19 protein-coding genes are annotated in these 18,084 nt (G+C 61.9%); 12 read left to right on the plus strand and 7 right to left on the minus strand.

Annotated features, from left to right (window positions below; all coding sequences use genetic code 11):
• Nucleotides 1-19: 19 nt before the first annotated feature.
• From AC1DYR_RS11320 to AC1DYR_RS11355, 8 genes are all read left to right on the plus strand, one after another.
• Nucleotides 20-964: a YncE family protein gene (locus AC1DYR_RS11320; protein WP_477705186.1), complete on the plus strand. Its 945-nt coding sequence runs from the start codon at nucleotides 20-22 to the stop codon at nucleotides 962-964.
• Nucleotides 965-994: 30 nt separating this feature from the next.
• The gene (locus tag AC1DYR_RS11325; RefSeq protein WP_477705187.1) at nucleotides 995-2,005 is read left to right on the plus strand and encodes an amidohydrolase family protein; all 1,011 of its coding nucleotides are present in this window, start codon (nucleotides 995-997) and stop codon (nucleotides 2,003-2,005) included.
• 19 nt (nucleotides 2,006-2,024) lie between these two features.
• Entirely contained in the window at nucleotides 2,025-3,476 is a 1,452-nt protein-coding gene (locus AC1DYR_RS11330; protein ID WP_477705188.1) for an aldehyde dehydrogenase family protein, read from the plus strand.
• Nucleotides 3,477-3,506: 30 nt separating this feature from the next.
• A complete protein-coding gene (locus AC1DYR_RS11335; RefSeq protein ID WP_477705189.1) occupies nucleotides 3,507-3,815 on the plus strand; it encodes a hypothetical protein in 309 nt (102 codons plus the stop codon).
• Between the two features lie 12 nt (nucleotides 3,816-3,827).
• Nucleotides 3,828-4,259, plus strand: a complete 432-nt coding sequence (locus tag AC1DYR_RS11340) for a hypothetical protein (RefSeq protein ID WP_477705190.1) — start codon at nucleotides 3,828-3,830, stop codon at nucleotides 4,257-4,259.
• A complete protein-coding gene (locus tag AC1DYR_RS11345) occupies nucleotides 4,256-4,555 on the plus strand; it encodes a DUF705 domain-containing protein (RefSeq protein WP_477705191.1) in 300 nt (99 codons plus the stop codon). The genes AC1DYR_RS11340 and AC1DYR_RS11345 overlap by 4 nt, the downstream gene beginning before the upstream one ends.
• Nucleotides 4,548-5,072, plus strand: coding sequence for a hypothetical protein (locus tag AC1DYR_RS11350; protein WP_477705192.1), 525 nt, complete (start codon nucleotides 4,548-4,550; stop codon nucleotides 5,070-5,072). Before AC1DYR_RS11345 ends, AC1DYR_RS11350 begins: the two co-directional genes overlap by 8 nt.
• Before the next feature lie 69 nt (nucleotides 5,073-5,141).
• Nucleotides 5,142-5,747, plus strand: a complete 606-nt coding sequence (locus AC1DYR_RS11355; RefSeq protein ID WP_477705193.1) for a DUF6151 family protein — start codon at nucleotides 5,142-5,144, stop codon at nucleotides 5,745-5,747.
• A 91-nt stretch (nucleotides 5,748-5,838) separates the two neighbouring features.
• Here AC1DYR_RS11355 and glmM read toward each other — a convergent pair whose 3' ends face one another.
• From glmM to AC1DYR_RS11375, 4 genes are all read right to left on the minus strand, one after another.
• Nucleotides 5,839-7,170: a phosphoglucosamine mutase gene (gene glmM, locus AC1DYR_RS11360; RefSeq protein WP_477705194.1), complete on the minus strand. Its 1,332-nt coding sequence runs from the start codon at nucleotides 7,168-7,170 to the stop codon at nucleotides 5,839-5,841.
• A 114-nt stretch (nucleotides 7,171-7,284) separates the two neighbouring features.
• Entirely contained in the window at nucleotides 7,285-8,142 is an 858-nt protein-coding gene (folP, locus tag AC1DYR_RS11365) for a dihydropteroate synthase (RefSeq protein ID WP_477705195.1), read from the minus strand.
• Nucleotides 8,143-8,336: 194 nt separating this feature from the next.
• Nucleotides 8,337-10,259 carry an ATP-dependent zinc metalloprotease FtsH gene (gene ftsH, locus AC1DYR_RS11370; protein WP_457278727.1) on the minus strand — a complete coding sequence of 641 codons (1,923 nt, stop codon included), beginning with the start codon at nucleotides 10,257-10,259 and terminating at the stop codon, nucleotides 8,337-8,339.
• 130 nt (nucleotides 10,260-10,389) lie between these two features.
• Nucleotides 10,390-11,148 (minus strand): RlmE family RNA methyltransferase, encoded by a 759-nt coding sequence (locus tag AC1DYR_RS11375; protein ID WP_457278728.1) that lies wholly within the window; start codon nucleotides 11,146-11,148, stop codon nucleotides 10,390-10,392.
• A gap of 42 nt (nucleotides 11,149-11,190) precedes the next feature.
• On the opposite strand from AC1DYR_RS11375, the gene AC1DYR_RS11380 reads away from it, so the two are divergent.
• From AC1DYR_RS11380 to AC1DYR_RS11390, 3 genes are all read left to right on the plus strand, one after another.
• A complete protein-coding gene (locus AC1DYR_RS11380; RefSeq protein WP_477705196.1) occupies nucleotides 11,191-11,667 on the plus strand; it encodes a YhbY family RNA-binding protein in 477 nt (158 codons plus the stop codon).
• A gap of 117 nt (nucleotides 11,668-11,784) precedes the next feature.
• Nucleotides 11,785-13,854, plus strand: a complete 2,070-nt coding sequence (locus tag AC1DYR_RS11385) for a M3 family metallopeptidase (protein ID WP_477705197.1) — start codon at nucleotides 11,785-11,787, stop codon at nucleotides 13,852-13,854.
• Between the two features lie 50 nt (nucleotides 13,855-13,904).
• Nucleotides 13,905-14,573 carry a glutaredoxin family protein gene (locus tag AC1DYR_RS11390; protein WP_477705198.1) on the plus strand — a complete coding sequence of 223 codons (669 nt, stop codon included), beginning with the start codon at nucleotides 13,905-13,907 and terminating at the stop codon, nucleotides 14,571-14,573.
• A 114-nt stretch (nucleotides 14,574-14,687) separates the two neighbouring features.
• Here AC1DYR_RS11390 and rpiA read toward each other — a convergent pair whose 3' ends face one another.
• Nucleotides 14,688-15,359 (minus strand): ribose-5-phosphate isomerase RpiA, encoded by a 672-nt coding sequence (rpiA, locus tag AC1DYR_RS11395; RefSeq protein WP_477705199.1) that lies wholly within the window; start codon nucleotides 15,357-15,359, stop codon nucleotides 14,688-14,690.
• Between the two features lie 113 nt (nucleotides 15,360-15,472).
• Here rpiA and AC1DYR_RS11400 point away from each other — a divergent pair, with 113 nt between their 5' ends.
• Nucleotides 15,473-16,525, plus strand: coding sequence for a quinone-dependent dihydroorotate dehydrogenase (locus AC1DYR_RS11400; RefSeq protein WP_477705200.1), 1,053 nt, complete (start codon nucleotides 15,473-15,475; stop codon nucleotides 16,523-16,525).
• A gap of 67 nt (nucleotides 16,526-16,592) precedes the next feature.
• Here AC1DYR_RS11400 and xth read toward each other — a convergent pair whose 3' ends face one another.
• A complete protein-coding gene (xth, locus tag AC1DYR_RS11405; RefSeq protein ID WP_477705201.1) occupies nucleotides 16,593-17,450 on the minus strand; it encodes an exodeoxyribonuclease III in 858 nt (285 codons plus the stop codon).
• A 21-nt stretch (nucleotides 17,451-17,471) separates the two neighbouring features.
• The gene (locus AC1DYR_RS11410; RefSeq protein WP_457278734.1) at nucleotides 17,472-17,720 is read right to left on the minus strand and encodes a hypothetical protein; all 249 of its coding nucleotides are present in this window, start codon (nucleotides 17,718-17,720) and stop codon (nucleotides 17,472-17,474) included.
• Nucleotides 17,721-18,084 lie beyond the last annotated feature (364 nt).

The raw sequence follows: 18,084 nt of genomic DNA on the forward strand, positions 1-18,084 counted from the left end.
CCCCATCTTCAGGACACCCATGCCCCTTCGGGAAACACTCTTGCTGGTGCAGAAATGCGCCCATACCTTCAGCTTTTACGACCTGGCCACTGGCCAGGCGGAAGAACACATCGTCTTGCCCAACTTTCCGCACGAGTTCACGGTGGACCCGGTGCGCCGGCTTGCTTACGTGGGCCACTATGGCATCGAAACCGCCAGCCATCTGGGAGACGCAGGCGGGCATTCGGTCTTTGTGATTGACCTGGGCAAACGCGAGCATGTGGCCACACTGGACCTCTGGCCGTATTTTCGGCCGCACGGCCTGACAGTGGACGGCCAGGGCCGCCTGTTTGTGATGTCTGAGGCGCACAACGTGTTGCTGCGCTTCTCGGACCCGGCAACAGTGCGTGTGCCGGACCTGGCTGTGTCTTCGGGCGGCTACAAAACGCACCTGTTTGCGCTGACGAAAGATGCACAGACGGCGTATGCGCTGAACCTGCTGTCGAACACCGTCACCAAAATCAAGCCGAATGATCCGACCTTCGCACCGGTCGCGATGATGCCCGGCCCCGTGCCCGAAGGCAATGTGCTGTCGGCTGATGAGTCGCTGCTGTACGTGGCCAACCGGGGCGACGACACCATCGTCGCGGTCGACACGGCCAGCATGAAAGTCGTGGCGTCGGGCAAGACACGGCGCGACCCCAACCGGGTCTACCGTTTCCAGGGTGCGCATGGCCAGGACTTGCTGCTCACCACCAACTCAGGCGAGCATTCGCTGTCGGTGTTCGGCCTGGACCTGCAGGAGCAGCGCTGCTTTGCCTTGCCCAGCAACCCGCTGGCCTTGTCGTTTCACCCGGTGGACCGCGCGGTCTATATCTCATTTCAGGACGAGACGGTGCGCCGCCTCAACCTGGACAGCTTTGCGTTCGAGCAGGAAATCAGGACGCTGCGTGAGCCTGATTCGTCCTACGTCTGGCGGCATTGATTCGGCAAGGTCTGCATCCACTCCCGGTTCATGAAGAGCACAGGCACATCGCCCACCTTACGGCCCGCACCTGTGAAGGCGCTTACAGGGCCCGTCGTCGACGCACACCACCACCTGTGGGACCTGTCGAAAGGCCACTACCCCTGGTTGCAGGAAGCGTACGATCCTGGCGCCTTCTTCCTCGGCGACTACCGGCCGATTTGCCGGGACTTCCTCGCAACGGACTACCGGGCCGCCGTAGGGCCTTGCGACGTGGTGGCAACCGTGCATGTGGAAGCCGAGCGCAGCCGCATTGAGCAGGTTGCCGAAACCGCATGGCTGCATGAGGTCCACGCCAGGCACGGGTTTCCGAATGCCATCGTGGCGCACGCCTGGTTTGACCGGCCTGATAGCGGGGAATGCCTCCTTGCGCAGTCGCAGTTTCCGCTGGTGCGCGGCATCCGCAGCAAACCCGTCACATCTGCCGCAGCGGACCAAAGCGTCAAAGGGCAGGCGGGCACCATGCAACACGAAAACTGGCTGCGCGGCTTTTCGTTGCTGGAGAAATATGGCCTGCGATGGGACCTGCGCGTGCCCGCCTGGCACTTGCCCGAGGCGGCGGCCGTGGCAGCGATGTTTCCGAATGTACCCATCGCCCTGAACCACCACGGTTTTGCCTGGGACCGCAGCGAAGAAGGCCTAACGCGCTGGCGCGGCTGGATGGAAACGCTGGCCCGGCAGGAAAACGTACACGTCAAGCTCTCCGAGTTCGGCCTGCGCGACCAGCCTTGGGACTGGCACGAAAACGCGCGCATTGTGCGCGAGACGGTTGCCATTTTCGGCTGGCAGCGCTGCATGTTCGCCAGCAACTTTCCGGTTGCGGGCCTGCGCATAAACTATCCGGACCTGGTTGGCAGTGTGGCCGGCATGCTGGGCCACCTGCCGGCAAACCAGCAACATGCGATGATGTGCGATAACGCCCTGCGTTTCTATGCGATTGATGTGGCGTCGCCTGTGGCACCCCCACAACCTGCGCGCCCTCTCGCCCCTGATCAACCCTGATTTCTTCTGGAGCCACCTCATGACCACCAAACACGACAACCTCATCGCCGGCCAATGGCTGGCTGGCAGCAGCTACAGCCCCAACCTGAACCCCAGCAACCTCGCCGACATCATTGGGGAGTACACGCAGGCCGACGCGGCAGGGCTGGATGCCGCGGTCCAGGCCGCGCAGGCCGCCTTTCCGGCCTGGTCCACCTCGGGCATCCAGGCCCGTTCGGATGCACTCGACAAGATCGGCACTGAAATTCTGGCGCGCCGCGAAGAGCTGGGCACCCTGCTCTCGCGCGAGGAAGGCAAAACCAAGCCCGAAGGCATTGGCGAGGCTACGCGCGCTGGCCACATCTTCAAATTTTTTGCTGGCGAATGCCTGCGCCTGGGCGGTGAAACCATGCCGTCGGTTCGCCCGGGCATCGGCGTGGAAATCACGCGTGAACCCGTGGGCGTCGTCGGCCTGATCACGCCGTGGAATTTCCCCATCGCCATCCCGGCCTGGAAAATTGCGCCGGCGCTGGCCTTCGGCAATTGCGTGGTACTCAAGCCGGCAGACCTGGTTCCAGGCAGTGCCTGGGCCCTGGCCGAAATCATCTCGCGCTCGGGTATTCCGGCGGGCGTATTCAACCTGGTGATGGGGCCCGGCCGCGTCATCGGCGACGCGCTGGTCAACCATCCGGGCGTCAATGCCATCAGCTTTACCGGTTCGGTCGGTGTGGGCAGCCGCATTGCTGAGGTTTGCGCGAAAAACCTCAAGAAGGTGCAGCTCGAAATGGGCGGCAAGAACCCACAGGTCATCCTGGACGACGCCGACCTGACCCAGGCCGTGGAACTCAGCGCACAGAGCGCTTTTTACTCCACCGGACAACGCTGCACGGCGTCGAGCCGCCTCATCGTGACCGAAGGCATTTACCCTGCTTTCGTCAAGGCGCTGCAGGAACGCATGGCCCGCATCAAGGTGGGCGACGCCCTGACGGCCGGAACCGACATCGGCCCGGTTTCTTCGCAAGCCCAGCTGGAGCAGGATTTAAGCTACATCGCCATCGGTCAGCAGGAAGGCGCAACGCTGTCGTTTGGCGGTGACCGCGTGCGCTGCCACACCGGCAGCGGCGCCGAAGGCTACTTCATGACGCCGGCGCTTTTCAGCGAAAGCACCGCCGGCATGCGCATCAACCGCGAAGAAATTTTCGGCCCGGTGGCCAGCATCATCCGGGTGAAAGATTACGAAGCCGCGCTGGCCACCGCCAACGACACGCCATTTGGCCTGTCAGCCGGCATCGCCACCACCAGCCTCAAATACGCGACCCACTTCAAGCGCCACAGCCAGGCCGGCATGGTCATGGTCAACCTGCCAACCGCCGGCGTGGATTACCACGTGCCGTTTGGCGGTCGCAAAGGATCCAGCTACGGCCCGCGTGAGCAAGGCAAGTATGCGCAGGAGTTTTTCACGACGGTGAAGACGGCGTATACGCTGGCTTGAGGGTCAGAAGGACACGGAGAACCAGAACGCATGTACAGGTTTTCCGTCATTCTGGCCTGGGTTTCCCTTGCCTGCGGAACGCTGGCGATTCTGTCCTTCATCGGCGGCTACAACGCCAGCTTTCAGTTGCCCGCTACGCCTCGGCCAGACACCGGTCCCGGGTTCAGCGAAAGCGCGACCGCCATGTTTGGCGGCGCACTTCTGGGCTGGTGGCTGGCCTGCCTGGGTTCTTTGCTGGGCCTGGCATCCCTGGCTTTGGGGAAACGCCGCTTGTTCAAGCTGGCGCTTGCCGCCCCGGCGTTGACATACTGCGTGGCCCCTTTCTTTCTTGTCAGGTAAGCTCTTGATGAAATGCACACCCTCCACCATTTCCGGCAGTTGCCGAAGCCGCTTCTCATCCTGACGGCAGCCTACTTCCTCACCAGCCTCGGCCATTTCGGCCATAACGCCGAGTTCATCTGCGAATACCCCAACCTGCCCGCCTGGCTGACACGCGCGCAGGTTTATGGGGTGTGGGCCGCCATCACTTCGGTGGGGGTGGCTGGCCTGCTGCTCATGCGCAAAAAATTCGTGGCTATGGGTCTACTGCTGATGGCTGTTTATGCGGCCTTAGGTTTTGATGGCCTGGGCCACTATGCGTTGGCGCCCATCGAGTTTCATCCTCTGATTGCCAACGTCACAATTCTTTCGGAAGTCGCTGCTGCTGCGCTTTTGCTGCCGGTCGTGCTTTGGCTGCTGGCGTCGCATATGCTCCGCGGTAAAGCTGAGACCCAACATCCATGACCCCACAAGTCGTTTTTGTAGATGTCGATGACACCATGGTCAGGTCCGTTGGGGCGAAGCGGATCCCGATGCCTGCGGTGATTACCCAGATCAGGCGGCTGAAAACCGAAGGCGCGACTTTGTTTCTCTGGAGTTCCGGAGGCGCCGAGTACTGCAGGACTACGGCGATTGAACTCGAAATCAGCGACTGTTTCGAGGCTTACCTACCCAAGCCAACGGTCTATATTGATGACCAGCCCGTGCATGAGTGGCGGTTTTGCAAGCACCTTTATCCGTCGCAGGCTGAGAATGCTTGAGGCGATCCACGGACGGGCTGCGCACTCCATGCCCGTGGCGCGCGTTGTCCTCTTCTTCATAGGCTTGCTGCTTTGCTCACTGTCCGTATACGCGGCGGGTGCCGGCAAGCCGAAAGGCAGGAACTGCAACCTGGCGTTGCCGCCTGCAACTGCCGGTGAAACAGCCAATCACGGCATCACCCTGCGCATCTACCCCCGCACCATGGACATCGGCACGCGCTACAGCGGATGCCAGGTGCTGTTCGCTCCGGAGGGTAAAAAATGGATCGTGCTTTCCCTGACCGAAGTGATCGACGGTGATCCGGTTCGGGTTTGGTCTGCCTATGAAACAGATACTGAGGCCCTCGCTTGCCGCTTCAAGCAAGGCAAGGTGGTTCAGGGCAACCCGGACACATGTCCTGCGTCTCGATCCATTCTGCTCGAATCGCTGGCGCCAGGTTGTACACGCCTGGTCCAAGATGCTGTCGCCAAATATGGCCTCGGGGCTCCGCGGCCGCCGGAGTGCCAATATCAGTGAGGATGCCAATGGATAAATCCATCTCTCATTCAATAGACGCTCTACCTCGCAAGCGGTAAGCTCCTGGCAATGAACCACCTACTGCGCTGTCAATGTGGCACTCTACAAGGCCATGTCAGCCACACTGAATCCGTGTGCCGCGGCATCTGCTACTGCAAGGACTGCCAGGCTTACGCCCACTTTCTGGGCAAACCCGGCGAGATGCTGGACGAGATGGGAGGATCAGATGTGATCGCTACCCTTCCCCAGTACGTCACTTTCACCCAGGGCGTGGCGAAACTCACCTGCATGTCGCTCAGCGGCAGAGGCATGCTGCGCTGGTATGCAAGCTGCTGCAACACGCCCATTGGCAACACGGCGCGCGACTTCAAGGTCTCGCATGTCGGGCTGCTGCACAACTGCCTGCAAGATCCCTCGGCCAGCCTGGACAGCGCTTTCGGCCCCGTGCGCATGAAGGTCGGCATGAAGAGCGCGAAGGGCACGCCAACGGGCATGGCGGTCAGCACCACCATGGCTATTCTCGGGTTCATGGCAAGGTTGATACGCACCCGGCTCAATGGAAGCTACAAGGTCACGCCCTTCTTTAACCCGGATGATGGGACGCCGCATGTGCAGCCCAAAGTGCTCACGCCGGATGAGCGGGCACGCTTGATGCAGGCCGTCGAGGCCTTCTAGCTTGCTTGGCCAAGTGCTATCGATTTAGTAGCTAATTGCCCACGTGCTTAATGGACTGCAGCCACTTTTCCCTTAATTTTCTTAAGAAATCTCAGGACCGCACCGTATCCGCCACCCGCTCGGCGCAGCTTTTCGCCTGGGCTGCGTCGCGCGCCTCGACCATCACACGCAGCAGCGGTTCGGTGCCGCTGGCACGAATCAACAGGCGGCCCGTGTTGCCCAGCTCGGCTTCCACCGTTTTGGTCATGTCGGCCAGGGGTTTGCTGCTCTTCCAGTCCTGGTCGGGCTTGAGGCGCACATTGACCAGCGTCTGCGGGAACAACACCACATCGCTCAGCAGCTGGGCCAACGTTTTTTTGCTGCGCACACAGGCCTGCAACACCTGCAGCGCGCTGATGAGGCCGTCACCGGTGGTGTGCTTGTCGAGTGCCAGCAGGTGGCCCGAACCCTCACCGCCCAGTAGCCAGCCGCGTTTTTCAAGCTCCTCGAGCACGTAGCGATCACCGACCTTGGCGCGTACAAATTCCACGCCCTTGGCTTTCAACGCGACTTCCACGGCCATATTGGTCATCAGGGTGCCCACGGTGCCTGGCACCTTTTCGCCGCGCGCCAGGCGCTCATTGACCATCAGGTACAGCACCTCGTCGCCATTGAAGAGCCGGCCTTCGGCGTCCACGATCTGCAGCCGGTCGGCGTCGCCGTCCAGCGCAATGCCGTAGTCCGCCTTGCTGGCCTTCACCTTGGCGATCAGCGCCTCCGGGTGCGTCGCACCGACTTCGTGGTTGATGTTGAGGCCGTCGGGAGCACAGCCGATGGCAATGACTTCAGCGCCCAGTTCATGAAAGACCATGGGGGCGATGTGATAGGCCGCACCGTGGGCGCCGTCGACCACGATCTTCAGGCCGCGAAGCGTCAGGTCATTGGCAAAGGTGCTCTTGCAGAACTCTGTGTAGCGCCCGGCCGCGTCATCGAGGCGGCGGGCTTTGCCCAGCGTAGCAGAGTCGGCCCATACCGGTGCCTCGTCGAGTGCGGCCTCCACGGCCAGCTCCCATTCATCGCTGAGTTTGGTCCCCTGCGCGCTGAAAAATTTGATACCGTTGTCGGGGTAGGCGTTGTGGCTGGCGCTGATGACGACGCCCAGGCTGGCGCGCTGGGCCCGCGTGAGGTAAGCCACACCCGGCGTGGGCAAGGGGCCGAGCAGCACCACATCGACGCCGGCGGAGTTAAAGCCGGACTCCAGCGCGCTTTCCAGCATGTAGCCGGAAATGCGGGTGTCCTTGCCGATCAGTACCGTGGGACGGGATTCGGTCTTGCGAAGAACCCTGCCGACCGCGTGCGCAAGCCGTAAGACGAAGTCGGGCGTTATGGGCGGCTGGCCCACCGTTCCGCGAATGCCGTCGGTGCCGAAGTATTTTCTGGTCATGGAGTTTTGTCCCTGTGGAGCTTGTTGTTCTTGAAACAGGGGCCTATTTTAGGTGGCCCCGAACAGCCCTTTGTCAGTCAAAGCCGCCATCTTTGCCGGATAGCGACAAAACTGCTAGCGCGCTGCCATCCATACCTTCAGGGCCTGTACAGTCTCACGCACGTCATGCACACGCACGATACGGGCGCCACGGTCCACCGCCAGCACGGCTGCCGCCACGCTGGGCACCATGCGGTCGGTCACGTCGAGCTGGGCAACAGTTGCGAGCGAGGTGCTGGTCACGGCGGCCAAAGACGATTTGCGCGACCAGGCTGCCAGCAGCGGGTAGCCGGCGGCGAGGAATTCCTGCTGGCGCGCGAGCAACGCGAAATTCTGCGCCACGGTTTTACCAAAGCCCACACCCACATCCAGCACGATGCGGGATTTATCAACGCCAGCGGCCTGCAGGCCAGATGCGGCGCTTTCCAGAAAAGCCCTCACCTGCGGCACCACATCGCCCTCCATGGGAGCAACCTGCATGGTCTGCGGTTCGCGGTGCATGTGCATCAGGCAGACACCGCAATTCGGGTGCTGCGCCACAACTTGCACCGCACCCGGCTTGCGCAGGGCCCAGATGTCGTTGATGACATCGGCGCCCAGGTCGAGCACAGCCTGCATCACTTCAGGTTTGTACGTGTCGACCGACAGTGGCATGCCGAGGCTGACCGCATGGCGAACCACCGGCAGCACCCGCTCCAGCTCTTCCTCCAGTGACACGGGCGGCGCACCCGGCCGGCTTGATTCACCGCCAATATCCAGCATGTCGGCGCCATCCCGGATCAATTTCTCGCAGTGCTCGAAGACATCCGCAAAGCCACCGCCCTTGATGAAATACCTGCCCCCATCCGAAAAAGAGTCCGGTGTGACATTGACGATACCCATGACGCGCGGCTTTGACAGGTCAATCTGAAAGCGGGAGGTTTGCCAGATCATGGATGGATGTCCCGAAACGAACGAAGGGTTAAACCACAGGCCGGTACGCAATGCAATACTGCGCAAGGAACGGTACGTTGCCGAAGCCGCACAAAGTGGCAAGCACGGGAGCCATGTTCTCCACCATGAAAAAACCGGGGACTGGCCCCGGTTGTGATGACTGCCTGGCAGTCGTCTTCATGCTTGCGGAGGAATCAGGCTACCGTAGGTGCCGGATCGGTACTGACAGCAGGTGTACCGCCGCTGGGACCGCTACCGCCGCCTACCGACGAATTGCGCGGCGTCCAGTCTTTAGGCGGCCGGGGTTCCTTGCCGGCCATGATGTCGTCCAGCTGGTCGCCGTCAATGGTTTCCCATTCGAGCAAGGCCTTGGCCATGGCATGCATCTTGTCCTGGTTGTCCTCGATCAGCTTGCGCGCCTGGGCGTACTGCTGGTCGATGATGCGGCGTACTTCGCCGTCCACCTTTTGCAGGGTCGACTCGCTCATGTTGTTGGTCTTGGTGACCGAACGGCCCAAAAACACTTCGCCTTCATTTTCCGCATACACCATGGGGCCCAGGGCCTCGGTCATGCCGTAGCGGGTGACCATGTCACGGGCCAGCGCTGTGGCACGTTCAAAGTCGTTGCTGGCGCCCGTGGTCATCTGGTTCATGAAGACTTCTTCGGCAATACGGCCGCCAAACAGCATGCTGATCTGGCTCAGCATGTACTCGCGGTCATAGCTGTAGCGGTCTTGCGCCGGCAGGCTCATGGTCACGCCCAGCGCACGGCCGCGCGGAATGATCGTGACCTTGTGAACCGGATCGCACTTCGGCAACATCTTGCCGAGCAGCGCGTGGCCGGACTCATGGTAGGCCGTGTTGCGGCGCTCTTCTTCGGGCATGACCATGCTCTTGCGCTCGGGACCCATGAGGATCTTGTCCTTGGCTTTTTCGAAGTCCTGCATCTCGACGGTGCGCGCGTTGCGGCGCGCGGCCATCAGGGCGGCTTCGTTGCACAGGTTGGCCAGGTCAGCGCCCGACATGCCGGGCGTGCCGCGGGCGATAACCCCGGGGCTCACATCCTGGCCGAGTGGAACCTTGCGCATGTGCACATTCAGGATTTGCTCGCGGCCGCGGATATCGGGCAGCGTCACATAGACCTGGCGGTCAAAACGGCCGGGGCGCAACAAGGCGGCGTCCAGGATGTCGGGACGGTTGGTGGCAGCCACCACGATCACGCCGACATTGGTTTCAAAGCCGTCCATCTCGACCAGCATCTGGTTCAGGGTCTGCTCGCGTTCGTCATTGCCGCCGCCCAGGCCCGCGCCGCGCTGGCGGCCGACTGCGTCGATTTCATCGATGAAGATGATGCAGGGTGCGTTTTTCTTGGCGTTGTCGAACATGTCGCGCACACGCGACGCGCCCACACCGACGAACATTTCAACGAAGTCAGAGCCGGAAATCGAGAAAAACGGAACCTTGGCTTCGCCGGCAATGCTCTTGGCCAGCAGGGTTTTACCGGTGCCCGGAGGGCCGACCAGCAGCAAACCACGCGGAATGCGGCCGCCCAGTTTCTGGAATTTGGCGGGGTCTTTCAGGAAGTCGACCACTTCCTTGACTTCTTCCTTGGCCTCGTCGCAGCCCGCCACATCGGCAAAAGTCACCGGATTGGTCGATTCATCGAGCAGGCGCGCCTTGGATTTACCGAAACTGAAAGCCCCGCCCTTGCCACCGCCCTGCATCTGCCGCATGAAATAAATCCACACGCCGATCAGCAGCAGCATCGGGCCCCAGCTGATCAGAAGGGAGGTGAGCAGGGAGGTTTCTTCGCGGGGCTTGACGTCAAACTTCACGTCGTTGGCGATCAGGTCGCCGACGAGGCCGCGGTCAAGGTAGGTTGCGGTGGTGCGGACCTTGCGGTCGTCCACCGTGGTGGCGGAAATCTCGGTGCCGCCCTGGCCTTCGGCGATGGTGGCCTGCTTGATGCGCTTGCCGCGCACCTCTTCCAGGAATTCGGAGTAACCCAGGTAGTTCGAGCCGGCGCTACCGCGTGGATCAAATTGCTTGAATACGGTAAACAGCACCATGGCGATAACCAGCCAGATTGCAATTTTGGAAAACCACTGATTGTTCAAGGACTACTCCGGTATAAGAACAAAAGTCACATGCGCCTGATTTTAGGCGTTTCAAGGGCAAAAACCGCGTAATCCCCTGCCAGCCCCATGTTTGAAGCGGGTTTAGGTGATTTTTGCCACCGTATCACACTCATTGTGCAGCGTCAGCGCGTCTTTTAAGTCCTCTGCCAATCAGGAAAATCTCCGACGACCCGGGACGCGAGGCCTTGGGTTTCAGGGGCTTGACCGTCTTGAAGGTGTCCTTGAAAAGCTTCACGAGCTGATCGTAGCCGCTGCCGTGAAAGAGCTTCACCACCAGGGTGCCGTCCGGTTTCATCCGGTTCTGGGCAAATTCCACAGCCAGCTCTATCAGGTGGGCAATGCGGGCGGCATCGGCCGACTCAATACCCGACAGGTTGGGTGCCATGTCGGAGATCACAAGATCCACCCGGATCTGCCCTTCGGACGAGGCCAGCGCCTGCTCCAGCTTCTGCAGCACCTCCGCCTCCCGGAAGTCGCCCTGGATAAACGTCACCCCCTCGATCGGCTCCATGGGCAGCAGGTCCAGCCCGATGATGCGGCCATTGAGCTCCCCCGCCGCCGCGCCTGTGGGCGACAGCTTGCGCCTCACGTACTGGCTCCATGCCCCGGGGGTGCTGCCCAGGTCGACCACACAGTCGCCCGGCCGGATCAGGCCGAAGGTTTCATCAATTTCCTTCAATTTGTAAGCGGCCCGGGCCCGGTAGCCCTCTTTCTGGGCCAGCTTGACGTAGGGATCGTTGATGTGGTCGTGCAACCACGCCTTGTTGACCTTTTTCCCTTTCGCGCTGGCTTTCGATACGGCTTTGGCAGCGGCCTTCGCGTCGGTCTGGGTGCCGGGTTTGAAGTCGGTCTTGGCATTTACTTTCATGGGGTCTATTGTCCTCTTCCCGACTCCCCCGATAATTGGGGCATGGCTCAAATACAACTTACCCCCGCCCAGCGCAAGGATCACCGCGCCGATGCCCATCACCTGAACGCAGTGGTGATGATCGGCTCCGATGGCCTGACCGCTGCCGTCAAGAAAGAAACCGACGCGGCCCTGAACGCGCACGGCCTCATCAAGGTGCGGGTTCAATCAGACGACCGCACCGGTCGAGAAGCGATTTTCCAGGCCCTGGCAGATGAACTCAACGCCGCCCCCATCCAGCACATCGGCAAGCTGCTGGTGCTGTGGCGCCCCATGCCGGAAAAGGAAAAGAAGGTCAATGAAGACCGCATGCCCGGCCCCCGTGATGTCAAGGTCCTGAAAAACAGCTCCCGCTACGGCCAGCGCCCTGAAGTCAAAACCCTGCGCGTACTCGGCAACCAGCGCCTCACGCCCGGCGGCACCGTCAAACGCGCCAAAAAGCCCCAGTTGAAAAGCGTCAAGAAGAGTGCACAGGGCTGAGTTCTCCGCCCGCAAGGCACGGGGCAATTGCCCCGATAGCACCCCGACAGGCACATTCCTCCTGGCCCGGTAGCCCCAGGCCTTTAGATTCGAGACTTTCGCCCACAGCTGTACGTCATGACCAATCCCCTTCTCGATTTTTCCGACCTTCCCCTGTTTGACCGGATTCAGCCCGAACATGTGGCGCCAGCCCTCGACGAGCTGCTGGCCAGGGCCGAAAGCGCCCTTGAGCAGGTCACGGCAGCGGATTTTCCGGCCTCCTGGAGCGGCATCGCCGGCGTGCTGGACGTAGCCACCGAGAACCTGGGCCGCGCCTGGGGCGCCGTGAGCCACCTCAATGGCGTGGCCGACACGCCCGAGCTGCGCGCAGCCTACAACGCCGCCCTGCCGCGCGTGACCGAGTTCTGGACCCGCCTGGGCGCCGATGAGCGCCTTTACGCCAAATACAAAGCCATCGACGTGGCCACCCTGAACACCGAGCAACGCCAGGCGCACAAAAATGCCATCCGCAACTTTGTGCTGTCGGGCGCGGAACTGAAGGGCGCAGACCGCGACCGTTTTGCCGAGATCCAGGAACGCCAGGCCGAGCTGAGCCAGAAATTCAGCGAAAACGCACTGGACGCCACCGACGCTTTTGCCTACTACGCCACGGAGGCCGAAGTCGCCGGCATTCCCGCCGATGTGCTCCAGAACGCACGCAGCCAGGCCGAAACCGAAGGCAAGGCCGGCTACCGCCTCACCCTGAAAATGCCGAGCTACCTGCCGGTCATGCAGTTCGCCACCAGCAGCAAACTGCGGGAGACCCTCTACAAGGCCTACACCACCCGCGCCAGCGACCAGGCCGCACCCGAGTTCAGCAAATTCGACAACAGCGCCATCATGAAAGAAATTCTTGCGTTGCGCCTCGAAGAAGCAAAGCTGCTGGGCTACCGTAATTTCGGTGAGGTATCCGTGGTCGCCAAGATGGCCAAATCCCCTGATGAAGTCATCACGTTTTTGCGCGACCTTGCCCGGCGGGCCCGCCCCTATGCCGAAAAAGATGTCGCCGACCTGCGCGCCTTTGCCGCCAGCCAGCTGGGCCTGACCGACCCGCAGGCCTGGGACTACGCCTACATCGGCGAAAAACTCAAGGAAGCGCGCTACGCATTCAGTGAACAGGAAGTCAAACAGTACTTCACTGCCCCCAAGGTGCTGGCAGGCCTCTTCAGGATCGTGGAAACCCTGTTTGAAGTCGCCATCCGCAAGGACTCGGCACCCGTGTGGAAGCCCGGCGTAGAGTTTTTCCGTATCGAACGCAACGGCCAGCTGGTGGGCCAGTTCTATCTGGATCAGCCCGCTCGCACCGGCAAACGTGGCGGCGCCTGGATGGACGATGTGCGCGCCCGCTGGCTACGCCCCGACAACGGCCAGTTGCAAACCCCGGTGGCGCACCTCGTCTGCAATTTCGCTGAGGGCGTGGGCGGCAAACCGGCCCTGCTCACGCACGACGACGTGACCACGCTGTTCCATGAGTTCGGCCACGGGCTGCACCACATGCTCACCCAGGTCAATGAGCGGGACGTTTCCGGCATCAGCGGTGTCGAATGGGACGCGGTCGAGTTGCCCAGCCAGTTCATGGAAAACTTCTGCTGGGAGTGGGACGTGCTCAAGCACATGACGGCCCACGTGGATACCGGCGCCGCCCTGCCACGCGAGCTGTTCGACAAGATGCTGGCCGCCAAAAACTTCCAGAGCGGCATGCAGACGCTGCGCCAGGTCGAGTTTTCACTGTTCGACATGTTGCTGCACACCTCCCACGATCCGGCAGGCAACCTGATGGATCTCCTGAACGAAGTACGCCGGGAAGTTGCCGTCATCGCGGCCCCGGCCTACAGCCGTACTGCGCACACATTCAGCCATATTTTTTCCGGTGGCTATGCCGCCGGCTATTACAGCTACAAGTGGGCTGAAGTCCTGTCCGCCGACGCTTATGCCGCTTTTGAAGAATCCGCCCTTCCCGCCGCCAATGCAGGTACAAACACTGATACCGGCACAGAAGCAGGCACCGTTAATGTAGAAACAGGGCGAAAATACCGGCAAGCCATCCTGGAGGCTGGCGGCAGCCGTCCGGCCATGGAATCATTCAAGGCCTTCCGGGGCCGCGAGCCAACGCTGGACGCGCTGATGCGCCACCAGGGTATGGCCTGAGCCCTGGGCAAAGCCACTTTAATTCAAGTTCAAGACTGACCGAGGAAACCATGAAATCAAACGCTGTTAGGTCCTTCTCTCCAAATGCCCTGCTGGCCATGCTGCTGCTGGGCGGAAGCTTAATTTTTATGGCGCTGCCGTCGCACGCGCAGCAGGTCTACCGTATCGTTGGGCCGGACGGGAAGGTGACCTTCTCGGACCAGCCACCGCCGGCGGCAAGCAGCGGCAAGGTTAGCGCTGCCAACGCAGGGTCAAGTGCTGGAGCAGCATCCGCAGGTCTTCCTTTCGAATTGCGGCAAGTCGCCAGTAAATTCCCTGTCACGCTATATACAGGCGACAAATGTGCTCCCTGTGGTTCCGCTCGCGCCTTGCTGATGAGCCGTGGTATTCCTTTCAGCGAAAAGACCGTCAACACCAATGAGGACATTGAGGCCCTGCAACGGCTCAGTGGCGATGCGTCCCTGCCCTTCGCAACTATCGGCAGCCAGCAGCTCAAGGGGTTTTCAGACACAGAGTGGACGCAATTCCTGAACGCAGCAGGCTATCCGGCCACTTCCACATTGCCACCCAGCTATCGGAACGCTGCGGCTACTCCCCTGGTTGTGGTGAGCAAACCGGCCGCAGCTGCCACTCCTGCCGCAAGCCCGGCGCCCCGCGCTCCGGCTACCCCAGCCGCCCCCCCGCCAAACGTCAGCAACCCTGCCGGCATCAAGTTCTGAGGCAAGCCCTGAGCAACGCAAAACGCCGGGTACAAACCCGGCGTTTTGCATTCCGGGTCAAAGCCCAGAGGTAAGAGGTAAGAGATCAGAAACTGGCGGCTTGGAGCGCCAGCGTTAAAACACCAGCGTCTTGACCCCGCCGGGAGTGCCCAGCAGGCAGACATGCGCTTTCTGGTGGGCGAACACCCCCACCGTCACCACGCCCGGCCACTGGTTGATCTGCGACTCAAAACCCAGCGGATCGGCCAGCTTCAGGCCGGTCACGTCCAGGATGTGCTGGCCGTTGTCGGTGACCAGCGGTTTGCCGTCCTTGAGCCGCAGGTTGGCTGTGCCGCCCATGGCCGCAAACTGCCGCGCAATGCGCCTGGCCGCCATCGGAATTACTTCAACGGGCAGCGGAAAGTTGCCCAGCACCTGCACCAGCTTGGACTCGTCGGCAATGCAGACAAACTTGCGCGACTGGGCCGCCACGATCTTTTCGCGCGTCAGCGCCGCACCGCCGCCCTTGACCATATAACCCGCGTTGTCGATTTCGTCGGCGCCGTCGATATACACCGCCAGCTCGTCCACCTCCGCCGCGTCAAACACCTTGATGCCCAGCGCCTGCAGGCGTTCCGTCGAAGCCACCGAGCTCGACACCGCACCCGCAATGCGCCCCTTCATGGTGGCCAGTGCGTCAATGAATTTGTTCACCGTCGAGCCGGTGCCCACCCCCACAATGCTGCCTTCCTCGACATATTGCAGGGCTGCCTGGCCGACCAGGGTTTTGAGTTCGTCTTGGGTCATGGGAGTGTTGGGGGAAGTGATCGGGAAGGTAAAACAGGTTTTGCGACAATCAGGGCTCTTGCCCGGGTTCAGTACACCGGGCCATTTCTTAGCCACCTGCACCGAATTATCCAATGTCCCTGCTCCCCTACGCCCTGGCCCGCCCCTTTTTATTTGGGCTTGACCCCGAAACCGCCCACGAGCTGACCATGGCTTCGCTCGCGCGCACCCAGGGCACGCCGCTGTCGCTGGCGTATTGCGGCAACCGGGTCAGCGACCCGATCGAGCTGGCCGGCCTGAAATTTGCCAACCGTGTGGGTTTGGCCGCAGGGCTCGATAAAAACGCCCGCTGCATCGACGGCCTGGCCGCCATGGGTTTCGGCTTTGTCGAAGTGGGCACCGTCACCCCTCTGGGCCAGCCCGGCAACCCCAAGCCGCGCATGTTCCGCCTGACCGAGGCCAACGCGCTGATCAACCGCCTGGGTTTCAACAACGACGGGCTGGCCGCTTTTCTGGCCAATGTGCAGCGCTCCAGCGTGCGCAAGCAAGGCGCGCAAAGCACCCTGCTGCTGGGCCTGAACATCGGCAAGAATGCCGCGACGCCGATTGAAAACGCGGTGGACGACTACCTGATCTGCCTGGACGGTGTCTACCCACACGCCGACTACGTCACCGTCAACATCTCCAGCCCCAACACCAAAAACCTGCGCGCCTTGCAAAGCGACGAAGCCCTGGACGCCCTGCTCGGCCGCATCGCCGAACGCCGCGAAGCCCTGGCCAGACAGCATGGCAAGCGCGTGCCGATTTTTGTGAAGATCGCGCCCGATCTTGATGAAGCCCAGGTCGATGTGATTGCCGCCACGCTCAAGCGCCACGCCATGGACGGCGTCGTCGCCACCAACACCACCTTGAGCCGCGACGCCGTGAAAGGCATGCGCCATGCCGAAGAAGCCGGCGGCCTGAGCGGCGCCCCGGTGCTGCAAGCCAGCAACCGCGTCATCGGCCAGTTGCGCGCAGCACTCGGCAAAGGCTTTCCCATCATCGGCGTGGGCGGCATCATGAGCGGCGCGGATGCCGTCTCCAAGATCAAGGCCGGCGCCGATGTCGTCCAGATCTACACCGGCCTGATCTACAAAGGCCCTGAACTGGTGACTGACGCCGCGACCGCGATCAAAAACAGCCGATAGGCCAATAGGGACATGCGCAAGCAGCTATTGAATTAATAGCAACGAATCCGTAAGGCACGGCATTGGCTCACGGAGATTTTTTGCGCGGCACCGCTGCAGCTCGCGGCCTGGCCACTTTGGCTACCTTCTTCGCCGCGCCCACAGCTTTACGCGCCGCGCCCAGCTCTACCCACGCCGGCGCATGGTCGCTGGCGTGTTCCTGCCCGCGCACCCAGCTGTCTACCCCGGCAGCTTTCAGGCGCGGTGCCAGTTCCGCGTTCAGCAGGATGTGGTCGATGCGCAAGCCCGCGTTGCGCTGCCAGTGCTGGCGAAAATAATCCCAGAAGGTGTAGATGCGCTCTTGCGGGTGCAAATGCCGCAGGCTGTCTACCCAGCCTTGCCCCAACAGCTCTTCATAGGCGGCTCGGCTTTCGGGCTGCATCAGCGCGTCGCGCTTCCATGACTTGGGGTTGTACACATCCATGTCGGTCGGGATCACATTGAAATCACCCGCCAGCGCCACCGGGTGCCCGGACGCATAAAGCCCCGCCGCGTGCTTCTGCAGCCGCTCAAACCACGCCAGCTTGTAGTCAAACCTGGGGCCGGGCTGCGGGTTGCCGTTGGGCAGGTACAGGCAGGCCACGATGATTCCGTCCACTGCGGCTTCCAGATAGCGGCTGTGGTCGTCCGCTGCATCGCCGGGCAGTTCGCGGCGTATTTCAACCGGCGCCTCACCCCTGGCCAGAATCGCCACGCCGTTCCATGACCGCTGGCCTTTCCATAAAGCGCTGTAACCCGCTTCCCGCAGCTCGGCCTGGGGAAACACGCCGTCCAGTGCTTTTAGTTCCTGGAGGCAGACCACGTCGGGCGATTCTTTGGCCAGCCAGTCCAGCAACTGCGGAAGCCGCGTCTTGATGCCGTTGACGTTAAAGGTCGCGAGCTTCATCAAACCCCGATCAGACGCCGGTTAAACGCCGGGTGAGGGCTTGCCCCGGCCCGGCCCGCGCCGGAAAGCCTCGGCGCCGCCGCTGCCCCCGCCGTCAGGAAAGCTGTGCTGCTTGAGCTTGCCGGCCTTTCCAGGCTTCACCGGGTTTTCAATCAAGGTACTGGCATCGTTGCCATCGGCCTCATCATCCGGCTCGCTGTGCGGAGGATGCGGCACCGTCGCGCCTTCGCCGGTCTTGGCGCGTGTCGGGCTGGTGTTGGTTTTTGCCATGGGTGCTCCAGAAATCGAAGCTTCAAAGTACCAGCACCGGCTAAGCGCGGGTGTCAGACAACACCGCAAGCCTGCTGCCCCGATACCGGGGTAGGGCACAAGAAAAGACGATGCAAAGCGAGCCGGCCAGGCCAGCATAAGCCGCGGAACCGGCTTCGCCGGGCGATCTATAAGCCACCCCCGTCCAGGCTCACTGCGTGTAGCCTGTTCCCCCCTCGAGGGGGCGGCGCCTGCGGTCTGGCAAAGCCAGTCCCGCGGCCCCCACTGGTGAAATACGCCCACTGGTTGCGCCGCTGAACTCTTCATGCAAGCAGGGGCCGCGGAACCGGCTTTGCCGGGCCGCAGGCGCAGCGGCCCCCTCGGG

The sequence above is a fragment of the Polaromonas sp. P1_F9 genome (assembly GCF_056405615.1).